Source organism: Streptomyces sp. NPDC045021, assembly GCF_056432645.1.
In genome coordinates, this window is the sequence record NZ_JBWKIQ010000008.1 from 108,603 (window position 1) to 121,920 (window position 13,318).

Consider the following 13,318-nt stretch of genomic DNA (forward strand, 5'->3'; position numbering starts at 1 on the left):
CCGCACCGCGTCATCACCCTTACGACTGCTGGCCGTTGAGACAGGGGGTGACTTGGCGCACCCTTCCCGGGGAAGATCCTTCGCAAATGGCACTTTTGCCCCCACATCTACGCGAAGATACAGCGTTGACAACGATGTGACCGGGCGAGCGGCCTACCGTCATCCGGTCCGCGAGTGGAAGAGTCGCGACATGCAAGTCTGGCCGGGTACGGCATATCCCCTCGGCGCCACGTACGACGGCGCGGGTACCAACTTCGCCCTCTTCTCCGAAGTAGCCGAACGCATCGAGTTGTGCCTGCTGCACGACGACGGCTCCGAGACGGCCGTGGAGCTGCGGGAGGCCGACGCCTTCGTGCGGCACGCCTATCTGCCGGGCGTGATGCCGGGCCAGCGGTACGGATTCCGGGTGCACGGCCCGTACGAGCCGACCAGGGGCCACCGCTGCAACTCGTCGAAGCTCCTGATGGACCCCTACGCGAAGGCCGTGAGCGGGTCGATCGACTGGGACGAGGCGGTGTACGGCTACCAGTTCGGCCAGCCGGAGACCCGCAACGACCAGGACTCGGCGCCGCACACCATGACCTCGGTGGTGGTGAACCCGTACTTCGACTGGTCCGACGACCGGCCGCCGCGGATCGACTACCACCGCATGGTGATCTACGAGGCCCACGTCAAGGGCCTGACGATGCTCCACCCCGACCTGCCCGAGGAGATCCGCGGCACCTACGCGGCCCTCGCGCACCCGGCCGTCATCGGCCACCTGGTGGAACTGGGCGTCACCACCCTGGAGCTGATGCCGGTTCACCAGTTCGTGCTGGACCACCGGCTCTCGGACGCGGGGCTCAACAACTACTGGGGCTACAACACCATCGGTTTCTTCGCCCCGCACAACACGTACTCCTCGTTGGGCGACCGGGGGCAGCAGGTCCTGGAGTTCAAGACGGCGGTGCGCGCGCTGCACGCGGCCGGTATCGAGGTGATCCTCGACGTGGTCTACAACCACACCGCCGAGGGCAGCCACCTGGGGCCGACGCTCTCCTTCCGGGGGCTCGACAACGCCTCGTACTACCGGCTGGGCGACGACAAGCGCTATTACACGGACACCACCGGCACCGGCAACTCGCTCCTGATGCGCAGTCCGCACGTCCTACAAATGATCATGGACTCGCTGCGCTACTGGGTCACCGAGATGCACGTCGACGGTTTCCGCTTCGATCTCGCGGCGACGCTGGCCCGGCAGTTCCACGAGGTGGACCGGCTGTCGTCCTTCTTCGACCTGGTGCAGCAGGACCCGGTGGTCAGCCAGGTCAAACTGATCGCCGAGCCGTGGGACGTCGGCGAGGGCGGCTACCAGGTCGGCAACTTCCCGCCGCTGTGGGCCGAATGGAACGGCAAGTTCCGCGACACGGTGCGGGACCTGTGGCGCGGCGAGAACGCCACCCTCGCGGAGTTCGCCTCCCGGCTGACCGGCTCCTCCGACCTCTACCAGGACGACGGCCGCCGCCCGCTGGCCTCCATCAACTTCGTGACCTGCCACGACGGCTTCACCCTCAACGACCTGGTCTCGTACAACGACAAGCACAACGAGGCCAACGGCGAGGACAACCGCGACGGCGAGAGCCACAACCGCTCGTGGAACTGCGGCGAGGAGGGCGAGACCGAGGATCCGGACATCCTGGCCCTGCGCGGCCGCCAGCTGCGCAACTTCATCGCCACCCTGATGCTCTCCCAGGGCGTGCCGATGCTCTCCCACGGCGACGAGTTCGGCCGGACCCAGCGCGGCAACAACAACGCGTACTGCCAGGACAACGAGCTGGCCTGGGTGCGCTGGCCGAAGGCGGGCGAGTCCGGCGCGCAGCGGCTGCACGAGTTCATCCGCACCATGGTCTGGCTGCGCCGCGACCATCCGGTCTTCCGCCGCCGGCGCTTCTTCCACGGCCGTCCGGTGGAGGGCACCCACGACGAGCTCTCCGACATCGCCTGGTTCACCCCCGAGGGCGAGGAGATGGCCCAGCGGGACTGGCAGGCGGCGCACGCCAAATCGCTGGTCGTCTTCCTCAACGGCAGCGCGATCTCCGAGCCGGGCGCGCGCGGCGAGCGGATCACCGACGACTCCTTCCTGCTGATGTTCAACGCGCAGGCCGAGGAGCTGGAGTTCGTGGTTCCGGTCAACCACGGCAAGGAGTGGCAGCTGGTGGTGGACACCGGCCGGCCCGAGGGGGTGGAGCCGGGCAGCGGGCAGAAGGTCACGGCCGGTGACCGGCTGCAGCTGACCGACCGAAGCCTGGTGGTACTGCAACGCCCGGCGTAATCGCGGGGCCGATGTGATCGTAGGACCGCGCGGCGGGGTACGCACTCCTGCATGACCCCGCCGACGGCCGCCGTGCCCACAGCCACCTACCGGCTGCAGCTGCAACCGGACTTCACGTTCGCCGACGCCGAGGCCGTGGTGCCGCGACTCGCCGCGCTCGGCGTCTCCCATCTGCACCTGTCCCCGGTGCTCCAGGCCGCCCCCGGCTCCACGCACGGGTACGACGTGGTCGACCACACCCGGATCAGCGCGGAGCTCGGCGGTGAGGAGGGGCTGCGGGCCCTGTCGCGCACCGCCCGCGCGCACGGTCTGGGCCTGATCCTGGACACCGTGCCCAACCACATGGCGGTACCGGCCCCGGAACACCTCAGCCGGCCGCTGTGGTCCGTTCTGCGCGAGGGGACGGACTCCTCCTACGCCCGGTGGTTCGACATCGACTGGGCGGCGCTGGACGGCAAGCTCCTGATGCCGGTCCTGGGCGCCCCGCTCGGCGAGGTGCTGGGCCGGCTGCGCGTCGAGGACGACAAGGCGCTCGGCGAGCCGGTGCTCCGCTACTACGACCACGCCTTCCCGCTGCGCGCCGGCACCGAGGAGCTGCCGCTGCGCGCGCTGCTCGACGCCCAGTGGTACCGGCTCGCCCACTGGCGGGAGGCGCGTACCGATCTCAACTACCGGCGCTTCTTCACGATTTCCGATCTGATCGCGGTCCGGGTCGAGGACCCCGAGGTCTTCGACGCCACCCACGCCAAGATCCTGGAGCTGCTGCGCGACGGGGTCGTGGACGGCCTGCGCGTCGACCACCCCGACGGCCTCGCCGACCCCGCCGGCTACCTGCGCCGGCTCGCCGCCGCGAGCGGCGGCCGCTGGACCGTCGTGGAGAAGATCCTCGCCCACGACGAGCGGCTGCCCGCCGACTGGGCCTGCGCCGGGACCACCGGGTACGACTCGCTGGACCGGGTCGACGGGCTGTTCGCCGATCCGGCCGGGGTGGAGCGCATCACCGCGGGCTACACCGACTTCACCGGCCAGGACGCCGACCGCGGCGGCGAATGGGCGCCGACGGCGCGCCGCGCCTCGTACAAGATCGTGACCCGGGAGCTGGCCGCCGAGGTGAGCCGGCTCGGGCGGACCGCCGCCCGCGCGCTGCCGGACCACGACCCGGCCGTGCTGCGCCGGGCCATCCGCGAGGTGCTGGTCCGGCTGCCGGTCTACCGCCCCTACGTCGTTCCCGGCCAGGAGGCGCCCGCCGAGGCCGTCACCCTGCTGGAGACCGCGGCCCGCGAGGCGGGGGTGCCGGCCGCGGCGGAGATCCGTGACCTCGCACTCGGCGGGGACGCCGGCTTCGCGATCCGCTTCGCCCAGGTCGCCTCCGCGCTGCACGCCAAGTCCGTCGAGGACACCGCCTTCTACCGCTGGTACCCGCTGCTGCCGCTCAACGAGGTCGGCCGCGACCCCGCACACCCCACCACCTCTCCGGAGGAGTTCCACGCCTTCTGCGCCCACCTCCAGCGCGACTGGCCGACCACCGGTACCGTCCTGTCCACCCACGACACCAAGCGCAGCGCCGACGTCCGCGCCCGGCTCGCCGCGATCTCCGAGCACCCGGCCCTGTGGCGATCCTGGCTGCGCCGCGAATCGGACCACCTGCGCAGCTACTTCACCCGCGCCGGCATTCCGCTCGTCGACCGGCACGCCGAGTATCTGGCCTGGCAGTACGCCGTGGTCTTCTGCAGCTACGGCGCCGAGGACGTGGTCGCCGCGACGCTGCTGAAGTCCGAGCGCGAGGCGGGGCTGCGCACCAGCTGGACGGAGCAGGACGCGGCGTACGAGAAGCGGCTCGACACCTTCACCCGCGAGCTGATCACCGGGCCGACCTACTACGCGACCGCCGACATCTCGCGCGCGATCGAGGCCCCCTCACAGGTCAATCGGCTCGGAGCGGTGCTGCTGCAGCTGACGATGCCGGGCGTGCCGGACATCTACCAGGGCGACGAACACCCCCAGCTGCTCCTCGTCGATCCCGACAACCGCCGCCCGTACCGGCCGGCGGACCGGCGGGACGGCCCGAAGGAGCTGGTGACGACGACGGCGCTGCTGCTGCGCCGCGAGCACCCCGACTGGTTCGGCGCCGAGGCCACCTACGAACCGCTGCACGCCACCGGCCCGGCGGCCGCCCACTGTGTGGCCTTCGTCAGGACCGGCCGCGCGGTCACCGCCGTCACCCGGCTGTCGCACGGCCTGGAACAGGCGGGCGGCTGGGGCGACACCGAGCTCACCCTGCCGCCGGGCGACTGGACCGATCGGCTGACGGGCACTCACCACCGTGGCGCCGTACGCGTCGCGGACCTCTTCGCGACGCATCCGGTGGCGCTGCTCACGTCGCTCACGCCGTAGCGTCACCGGGTCCGAGGGCTCCCCGGTCGGTGTCGGGGAGCCAGTGCCTGGCGGGGTCGTAGGCCAGCCAGTCGTGGGCCCTCGCGGTGCGCGCGAAGGCGTCGAGGAGCGGGCTCAGGGCCGGGTGGCTCTCGCTCGCGCGCCAGATGACGTGCCAGGCGTAGAGCGGTGTCGGGTCCACCACGGGGATCTCCACCAGGCCGGTGCCGGGCGGGATCTCCACGTCGGTGGGCAGCAGCGAGAAGTGCTCGGGGCGGCCGCGCAGGTGGTCGAGGAAGGGCTCGAGACCGAGGTTGATCCCGCCGAAGTCCCCCGGGATGTCGAAGCGTTCCACGAAGCTCCGCAGGAACTCGAGCTTCTCTATCGCTGCCGGGAACCACAGGCGGCTCGTCCGCAGGTCGTCCGGGCGCAGCGCGGAGGCAGCAGCGAGCGGGCTGTCCCGGCTCAGCACCGCCTTGACGGGGTCCAGCCGCACCAGCCGGCTGGTGAGGGTGCGCGGCCAGGGCTCGTCCAGGCCGTGGGTGCGGCCGAGCGCGAAGTCGATCTCGTCGGCCCGCAGTCCGGCCAGCGCCGTCACGAATCCGGGCCGCAGGCTCAGCTCGATGTCCAGGTCCGGCTGTTCCCCGACGACCAGTCGGATCGTCCGCAGCGGGACGAACATATGGCCCCACACCGTCACCCGCAGCGGGCGCTCGCTGTGCCGGGCGGCCGCCACCGCCGCCTCCCCGGCCCGGACGACGTCCTGGGCCGGCCCGAGGAAGCGCTGCCCGGCGGGGGTGAGTCCGACCCCGTGGCCGGTGCGGTCGAAGAGCCGTACGCCGAGCGCGTCCTCCAGGCGGGCGATGCGCTTGGACAGCGCCTGCTGGCTGAGGAACAGCTCGGCGGCGGCCTGCCCGAAGTGCAGCCGCTGCGCCGTGACGACGAAGGCCCTGACCTGCGCGAGATCGAGATCCACCGCCGACGTTCCCCCGTTCCGGTACGGCTCATGCCTGCCGGGTCGGCTGCACGATCACCTGGCGCAGGTTAACGTGCGCGGGGCGGCTGGTGACAAACCCGATGATGTCGGCGATCTCGTCCGACGACAGCGTGCCCATCGCCTCGTACATGCCCCCGAGCTGCGCCGACAGCTCCTGGTTGTCGATGTGGTGGCCGAGCTCGGTGTCGGTCAGCCCCGGCTCGATGTTGGTGACGCGGGCGCCGCGCGGGCCGAGTTCGGAGCGCAGCAACGCCGACAGATGGGTGGGCGCCCCCTGGAGTGCACTGACAACCGACGGTTGTCGAGACCGCCAAAAGGCTGTTGGACACACCCTCTGACCTGCGGCTTTCCTTGATCTCAGCGCGGTACACCCGCACCGCGCCGGATCGAGGGACAGACGATGAAGGCACTGCTGCCCACCGGGCGCCCCGACAGCCTGGTGGTCCTGGGCGACGCGGAGGAGCCCCGGCCCGCGCCGGACGAGGCGCTGGTCAAGGTCGAGGCGTTCTCCGTCAACCGGGGTGAGGTCTTCCGGCTGCACGGCCCGCAGCCGGGGCAGCGGCCCGGCAAGGACATCGCGGGCCTGGTCGTCCAGGCCGCGGCGGACGGTTCGGGACCGCGGGCCGGGGAGCGGGTCGTCGGGCATCCGGCGGGCGGCGGCTGGGCCGAGTACGCCACCGTGCGCACCGACGCGCTCGCGGTCCTGCCGGACGGCGTCTCCTCGATCCGGGCCGCCGCGCTGCCGCTGGCCGGACTCACCGCGCTGCGGCTGCTGCGCACCACCGGCTGCGTGTCCGGGCATCCGCTGCTGCTCACCGGCGCGTCCGGCGGCGTCGGCCACTACTTCACCGAACTGGCCGTCGGCGCGGGCGCCGAGGTCACCGCCGTCACCGCGACACCCGAACGCGGCAAGCGGCTCGCCGAGTTCGGCGCGACCGTCATCCATGACCTGGCCGACGCCCGCGGGCCGTTCCACACGGTGCTGGAGTCGGTGGGCGGCGCGTCCACCGCACAGGCGCTGGCGCTGCTGCGGCCGCGCGGCACGATGATCTGGTTCGGCCAGGCCTCCCGCGAGCCCGCCGAGCTGAGCTTCTTCGCCTTCTTCAAGGGCCCCCGCTCCGGCACCCTGCGGCACTTCCACTACGAGCACTTCGACGAGGCGTTCGGCCCCGACCTGGCCGCCCTCGTCCGGCTGGTGGCGAACGACCGGCTGCACCCGGAGATCGGGCGCCTCGCCGGCTGGCAGGACACCGCCACCACCCTCAATGACCTCCGCGACCGGCGGATCACCGGCAACGCCGTACTCACGATCGGACAGTAGTGATGACCACTCTCACCAAGTCACCCGCCATCGAGGACGGGGCCGCGGCCGGCCCGGACGACACGGCCGTCCGGATGACCCCCCGCCAGCGCCTCGTGCTGCTGCTCCTGCTGGGCTCGCAGTTCATGCTCGCCGTTGACTTCTCGATCCTCAACGTGGCACTGCCGGACATCGGCCACGGTCTCGGCTTCTCGCTGGCGAACCTGCAGTGGATAGCCACCGCGATGATGCTGCCCGCCGCCGGGTTCACCCTGCTCTTCGGCCGGCTCGCCGACTTCGTGGGACGCCGCCGGATGCTGCTGGCCGGCATGGGCCTGCTGGCCGTCGGCTCACTGGCCGGCGGTCTGGCGACCGGTCCCGCGATGCTGCTCTGCGCCCGGGTCGCCCAGGGCCTGGCCTCCGCGATGGCCACCCCCGCCGCGCTCTCGCTGCTCACCACCTCGCTGCCGGAAGGCCCGCTGCGGGCCAGGGCGCTGGGGCTGAACGGCACCCTCATGTCGGCCGGCTTCACCATCGGCGCGATCTTCGGCGGTGTCCTCACCGACCTGCTGAGCTGGCGCTGGGCCTTCTTCCTCAACGTGCCCGTCGCGCTGGTCATCCTCTTCGCCGCCCCGGCCGTGATCGAGGAGAGCCGCGGCGCCCGCTCCAAGCTCGACGTCCCCGGCGCGATCACCGTCACCGGCGGGCTGCTCGCCCTGGTCTACGGCGTCACCCTGGCCGGCCAGCACGGCTGGACCGACACCACCGCGCTGGGCTGCCTCGCCGCCGCCGCTCTCCTGTTCCTCACCTTCTGGCGCATCGAGCTGCGCGCCGAGGCCCCGCTCGCCCCGCTGCGGGTCCTGACCCGGCACACCGTCAAGTGGGGCAACTTCGGCGGCCTGATCACCTTCACCATGGAGAGCTCGGTCGTCTTCCTGCTGACGCTGTACATGCAGCAGGTGCTGGGCTACTCGCCGCTGCAGACCGGCCTGTCGTTCTGCGGCATCGGCGTCGCCGCCTTCGTCGGCGGGATGGCCGCCCCGCGGCTCATCGGCCGCCACGGCACCCGCACCGTGATGACCTGCGGGCTGATCGTCCAGGCCGTCGCCACCGCCGCCTTCTGCTGGCTGGGCACCGACGGCGGCAGCGCGCTGACGCTGCTCCTGGCCGCGTCCGCGGCGGGCGCGTTCGGCCACATCTCGGCGATCGTCGGCTACATGGTCACCGCGACCTCGGGTCTGCCCGACGACGAGCAGGGCCTGGCAAGCGGTCTCGCCTCGATGACCCAGCAGGTCGGCATCACGATGGGCATCCCGGTGCTCAGCGCGATCGCCACCGCCCGCACCACCGCGACCGGTTCGGTCCTCAGCGGCATCCACACCGCGCTGTTGGTCGACGCGGTGATCGTGCTGGCCGGCTCGGCGCTGGTCTTCACCGGACTGCGCCGCCGGTAGAACCGCGGTCGGACAGCCGGTGGAGTCCCGCCCCCAGTTGTCGCTGGGGCGGGACTCCACTATTCCGTGTTCGAACGCACCAGCGGTAATTCATACTCACCGGCGTGACCACCGACTTCACCGACTCCACCTACGAGGAGGCCCTGCGGGTCAGCCCGCTGGAGCTCTTCTTCGACCTCGTCTTCGTCTTCACCATCACCCAGCTCACCGCCAGCCTCGCCCACCATCTCGACGGGGGCGGGCTGTTGCGCGTCGTGATCATGCTCGCGGTGATCTGGTGGATGTACGACGCGTTCATCTGGCTCACCAACGCGATGCCGCCCACCACCCACAGCCGGCGCGGGCTGATGCTCGCCGGCATGGCCGGCTTCCTGATCATCTCGCTGGCGATCCCGCACGCCTTCGACGGCAGCGGCATCGTCTTCGGCCTCGCCTACCTCTTCGTCATAGCCGTGCACACCGGCACCTTCGCCGCCTCGGGGGTGGAACTGAGCTCGGTCGCCCGCATGGGCGCCATGAACGGGCTCAACGCCACCCTCGTGGTCATCGGCGGCTACCTGGAGGGCGGCGCGCAGCTCGCCCTGTGGGCGATCTCCCTCGCCCTGCAGCTCATCACGCCCCGGCTGGCGGGACTGGCCGAGTTCACCATCCGCTGCGGCCACTTCGTCGAGCGGCACGGCCTCGTCATGATCGTGGCGTTCGGCGAGTCCGTGATCGCGATCGGCGTCGGGGCGGGCGACGCGCAGCTCACCGCCGGACGCGTCAGCGCCGCCGTCCTGATGCTCTGCGTCTGCCTCGGCCTGTGGTGGGCGTACTTCGGCCACGGCGACGACGAGCGGGGCGAGCGCGCCCTGGAGGAACTGCCCGCCCGGGAGCGGAACTTCGCGGCCGTGCGGATCTACAACCTCGGCCACTACGGTCTGCTGCTCGGCGTGCTGCTCTTCGCCGCGGGCGTCAAGTCCGCCGTCGGCCACGCCGGGGACCACCTCGGCGGCGCCCAGGCCTGGGCGCTCGCGGGCGGCATCGCGCTCTTCCTCACCGCCAACACCGCCATCCGCAGCGCCATCCGCCTCGGGCCGCTGCACCCCCGGCTCTGCGCCGCGGCCCTGCTCGCCGCCACCGTCCCGCTCGGCACCCACCTCACGGCGCTCACCCAGGTCGCCGGCGCCGTCCTGGTGCTGGGGCTCTGCTTCGGCTACGAGGAGCTGAGCGCGCGAAGCGCCCCCGCGTCAGCCGGCACGGTCCAGGCGTAGCGGCGCTTCTCGCGGGAGGTCGCGCCGAGGCGGTCGTAGAACCGGATGGCGCCCTCGTTCCAGACCGGGGTGTTCCACTGCACCTCCTCCAGGCCGAGCGCCGCCGCCTCGGCCGCGACCGCGTCGATGAGCAGCCGGCCGAGGCCCAGACCGCGGTGCTCGCCGTCGAGGAACAGGCAGTCCATGTGCAGGTACTCGTGGCCGGACCAGGTGGCGAACTCGGGGGTACAGGTCGCGTAGCCGGCCAGGGAGCCGTCCCGCAGCTGCGCCACCAGGCAGATCAGCCGGGGCTCGGGACGGTCGAAGAGCGCGTCGGCGAGCCGTTCGGCGAAGCCGGCGGCGGGCGGGTCGGCCTCCTCGTAGGCGGCATGGGCGATGGCGAGTTCCGCGACGCGCGGCAGGTCGGACCTGGTCGCATGCCGGACGACGGGTACTGCCTGGCTCGGGATCATCCGGCCAAAATAGTGCCTGGACAGCCTCGCCGGGACCAGGCTACGGTGTCCGCACGCCCGAAGATCACCACGGAAGGAGGCGAGAGCGATGTCCACCACGACCTGCCCGCGCTCCCGCCCCGCCATCCGGGCGTCCCACGTCTGACCGGGAGCGCACCACTCTCCCGAAGGATCTTCATGTCTGATCTGGTCATCCGTCCGCTCGTCGCGGGCGAAGCACCTCTTTTCCACTCCCTCGCCGATCCCGGCCTCGTCGGCCGCGCCATCCTCGGCGACCCGTACCGCATGGTCGCCGACGGCGGCGACTACCGGCCCGAATGGACCTGGGTCGCCCTGCGCGACGGTGTCGTCGTGGCCCGCGCCGCCTGGTGGGCCGGGCCGGACGACGAGCAGCCGAAAGCGCTCGACTGGTTCGACTTCGCCGACGGCGAGGCCGAGGCGGGCGTGCGGCTGCTCAGGACCGCACCGCTGTACGGCGAGTACGACCTGCTGCTGCCGCCCGGCTGGCGCGAGCAGCCGCAGCTGCTGGCCGCCGCCCGGTCCCGGATCGACGCCGTCACCGAGGCCGGCCTCAAGCAGCTCGTCGAGCGGTACCGCTACACCTGGACCTCCGGCGACCCGCTGCCCGCGCGCACCGGGCGGCTGGAGTACCGGCCGGTGTCCGACGACGCGGTGATCCTGGACGTGCTGCTCCGCATCCAGGAGGGCACCCTCGACGCGCACGACCGCGAGGAGATAGAGAAGAACGGCCACGAGGCCGCCGCGCGGTCCGCGCTGGAGTTCCTCGACTGGCTGCCCTCGCCGCGCGATTGGTGGCGGCTGGCCTACACGCCCGACGGTGAGCTCGCGGGCATCCAGATCCCGGCGCGGAACCCGGCGGGGTGGGTCGTCGGCTTCATCGGCGTCGTGCCGGAGCAGCGCGGGCACGGCTACGCCCACGACCTGCTCGTCGAGTGCACCCAGGACCTCGTGGAGCGGGGCGCGGACCGTATCTCGGCCGCCACCGACCAGGGCAATGTCCCGATGGCGGCGAACTTCGCGAAGGCGGGCTACCCCGTCTCGCAGGAGCGGATCAACTTCGTCTGACCCCGTTCCCGGGCCCCGGCCCCGGCGGCGGGCCGCGGCGTGTCGGGCGGATGGGCACAGGTGCTCATCCGCCCGCCGGACACTAGGGTGCGAAGGTCTGCGAAGGCCGACGAACGTCCCCGACGGACCGATCGGAGAAGCCGCCAGTGCTGTTCGAGGTGTGGGCGCCGGACGCGGCGCGCGTCGAGGTACTGACCGGGGACGGTACCCACGCCCTGGCGCCGGATCCGGCCCGCGGCGGCTGGTGGCGCGCCGAGGCGCCGGCCGGCCGGGACGGCCGCTACGCGTACGTGCTCGACGGCGGCCGGCCGCTGCCCGACCCGCGCTCGCGCCGCCAGCCGGACGGCCCGGACGGCGCGAGCGCCGTCGTGGACCATGACGCCTTCGACTGGACGCTGCCGTGGGACGGCCGTCCGCTGCCGGGCGCGGTGCTGTACGAGCTGCACATCGGCACGTTCACCCGCGAGGGCACCTTCGACGCCGCGATCGGCCGGCTGCCGCAGCTTGCCGCGCTGGGCGTCACCCATGTGGAGTTGATGCCCGTCTGCCCTTTTCCCGGCGTCCACGGCTGGGGCTACGAGGGCGTCTCGCTGTGGGCCGTCCACGAGCCCTACGGCGGGCCCGACGGGCTCAAGCGGTTCGTGGACGCGGCTCACGCGCACGGCCTCGGTGTGGTGCTGGACGTGGTCCACAACCACCTCGGCCCTTCCGGGAACCATCTCCGGGCGTTCGGACCGTACTTCACCGACCGGCACCACACCCCGTGGGGCGACGCCGTCAACCTCGACGCCCCCGGCTCCGACGAGGTGCGCGCGTATCTCATCGGCAGCGCGCTGGCCTGGCTGCGCGACTACCACCTCGACGGGCTGCGGCTGGACGCCGTCCACGCGCTCGTCGACACGCGCGCGCTGCACTTCCTGGAGGAGCTGTCGGCGGCGGTGGACGCGCTGTCGGAGTCGCTCGGCCGTCCGCTGTTCCTGATCGCCGAGTCCGACGTCAACGACCCCCGCACCACCACGCCCCGCGAGGCCGGCGGGCTCGGTCTGGCCGCCCAGTGGAACGACGACCTCCACCACTGCCTGCACACCGCGCTGACCGGTGAATCCCAGGGCTACTACGCCGACTTCGCGCGTGAGCCGCTCGCCGCTCTCGCCAAGACCCTGACCCGCGTCTTCTTCCACGACGGCACCTACTCGTCCTTCCGCGGCCGCAGCCACGGCCGGCCGGTGGACCGTACGACGACCCCTGCGCACCGCTTCCTCGGCTACTCCCAGACCCATGACCAGATCGGCAACCGCGCCACCGGCGACCGGCTCACCCCCGGGCAGCTCGCTCTGGCCGCCGCGGTCGTTCTCACCTCGCCGTTCACCCCGATGCTCTTCATGGGCGAGGAGTGGGGCGCGGGCACGCCCTGGCAGTTCTTCACCGACCACGACGACCCGGAGCTCGCCGCGGCCATCACGCGGGGCCGCCGTCGCGAGTTCGCCGGGCACGGCTGGGCCGCCGAGGACATCCCCGACCCCCAGGACCCCGCCACCCGCCTGCGCTCCTGCCTCGACTGGTCGGAGCCCGAGCGCGAGCCGCACGCCCGGCTGCTCGGCTGGTACCGCGAACTGATCGCGCTGCGGCAGGCCGAGCCGGAGCTGTCCGGCGCCGGGCTCCTGATGCCACCGCCCGACATCGGCATCAGCGGGGCGGTGCTCACCATCCGCCGCGGGCGCTTCCTCACCGCGGTGAACTTCTCCGGCGACCCGTCGGCCGTCCCGCTCACCGGCCCGTTCGTCGCGCAGCCGCAGAGCACCTCGGTCGCCGCGGCGTGGCTCCCCTGCGAGCCGCCGGGCCCGGACGGCGTGCTCCACCTGCCCGCCCGCTCGGCCGTGGTCCTGCGCAGTACGGTGGACGGGTGACCGAGTGCTACGCCGATCCCGGCGAACCCGAACCGACCCCCGCCCCTTCCGCCACGGCGGACGGGCCGCGCGCCGACTGCGTGCTGTGCGGCAGGCCGACGGAGTACCCGGCCTCGCTGCCCGGGATGACGATGTGCCCGGTCTGCGAGTGGCAGGAGGCGCAGCGGACCGCCTGCTCGGGCTAG

The 13,318-nt window shown here is 72.2% G+C and carries 10 protein-coding genes and 1 pseudogene; 8 read left to right on the forward strand and 3 right to left on the reverse strand.

Annotation, left to right across the window (positions count from 1 at the left end; translation table 11 throughout):
* Positions 1 to 190: 190 nt before the first annotated feature.
* Both glgX and treY read left to right on the forward strand, forming a co-directional pair.
* Positions 191 to 2,311, forward strand: a complete 2,121-nt coding sequence (gene glgX, locus AC07DC_RS24080) for a glycogen debranching protein GlgX (protein WP_478916525.1) — start codon at positions 191 to 193, stop codon at positions 2,309 to 2,311.
* A 51-nt stretch (positions 2,312 to 2,362) separates the two neighbouring features.
* Complete coding sequence (gene treY, locus AC07DC_RS24085) at positions 2,363 to 4,705, forward strand: malto-oligosyltrehalose synthase (RefSeq protein WP_478916526.1); 2,343 nt, start codon at positions 2,363 to 2,365, stop codon at positions 4,703 to 4,705.
* Here the strand turns inward: treY and AC07DC_RS24090 are convergent.
* Together AC07DC_RS24090 and AC07DC_RS24095 are read right to left on the reverse strand one after the other, a co-directional pair.
* Entirely contained in the window at positions 4,695 to 5,660 is a 966-nt protein-coding gene (locus tag AC07DC_RS24090) for a LysR family transcriptional regulator (RefSeq protein ID WP_478916527.1), read from the reverse strand. The genes treY and AC07DC_RS24090 overlap by 11 nt on opposite strands.
* Before the next feature lie 28 nt (positions 5,661 to 5,688).
* A pseudogene (locus AC07DC_RS24095) lies at positions 5,689 to 5,955 on the reverse strand (short-chain dehydrogenase); the annotation flags it as partial.
* A 126-nt stretch (positions 5,956 to 6,081) separates the two neighbouring features.
* On the opposite strand from AC07DC_RS24095, the gene AC07DC_RS24100 reads away from it, so the two are divergent.
* From AC07DC_RS24100 to AC07DC_RS24110, 3 genes are all read left to right on the forward strand, one after another.
* Positions 6,082 to 7,002 carry a zinc-binding dehydrogenase gene (locus tag AC07DC_RS24100; protein WP_478916528.1) on the forward strand — a complete coding sequence of 307 codons (921 nt, stop codon included), beginning with the start codon at positions 6,082 to 6,084 and terminating at the stop codon, positions 7,000 to 7,002.
* Positions 7,003 to 7,004: 2 nt separating this feature from the next.
* A complete protein-coding gene (locus AC07DC_RS24105) occupies positions 7,005 to 8,435 on the forward strand; it encodes an MFS transporter (protein WP_478916529.1) in 1,431 nt (476 codons plus the stop codon).
* A gap of 104 nt (positions 8,436 to 8,539) precedes the next feature.
* A complete protein-coding gene (locus tag AC07DC_RS24110) occupies positions 8,540 to 9,688 on the forward strand; it encodes a low temperature requirement protein A (RefSeq protein ID WP_478916530.1) in 1,149 nt (382 codons plus the stop codon).
* On the opposite strand, the gene AC07DC_RS24115 is transcribed toward AC07DC_RS24110, so the two are convergent.
* A complete protein-coding gene (locus AC07DC_RS24115) occupies positions 9,631 to 10,140 on the reverse strand; it encodes an N-acetyltransferase family protein (protein WP_478916531.1) in 510 nt (169 codons plus the stop codon). The genes AC07DC_RS24110 and AC07DC_RS24115 overlap by 58 nt on opposite strands.
* A gap of 177 nt (positions 10,141 to 10,317) precedes the next feature.
* On the opposite strand from AC07DC_RS24115, the gene AC07DC_RS24120 reads away from it, so the two are divergent.
* The 3 genes from AC07DC_RS24120 to AC07DC_RS24130 all read left to right on the forward strand — a co-directional run bounded on the left by AC07DC_RS24120 (position 10,318) and on the right by AC07DC_RS24130 (position 13,318).
* Positions 10,318 to 11,226: a GNAT family N-acetyltransferase gene (locus AC07DC_RS24120; RefSeq protein WP_478916532.1), complete on the forward strand. Its 909-nt coding sequence runs from the start codon at positions 10,318 to 10,320 to the stop codon at positions 11,224 to 11,226.
* A 146-nt stretch (positions 11,227 to 11,372) separates the two neighbouring features.
* Positions 11,373 to 13,133, forward strand: coding sequence for a malto-oligosyltrehalose trehalohydrolase (treZ, locus tag AC07DC_RS24125; protein WP_478916533.1), 1,761 nt, complete (start codon positions 11,373 to 11,375; stop codon positions 13,131 to 13,133).
* On the forward strand, positions 13,130 to 13,318 hold the full coding sequence (locus AC07DC_RS24130) for a hypothetical protein (protein WP_478916534.1): 189 nt from the start codon (positions 13,130 to 13,132) through the stop codon (positions 13,316 to 13,318). Before treZ ends, AC07DC_RS24130 begins: the two co-directional genes overlap by 4 nt.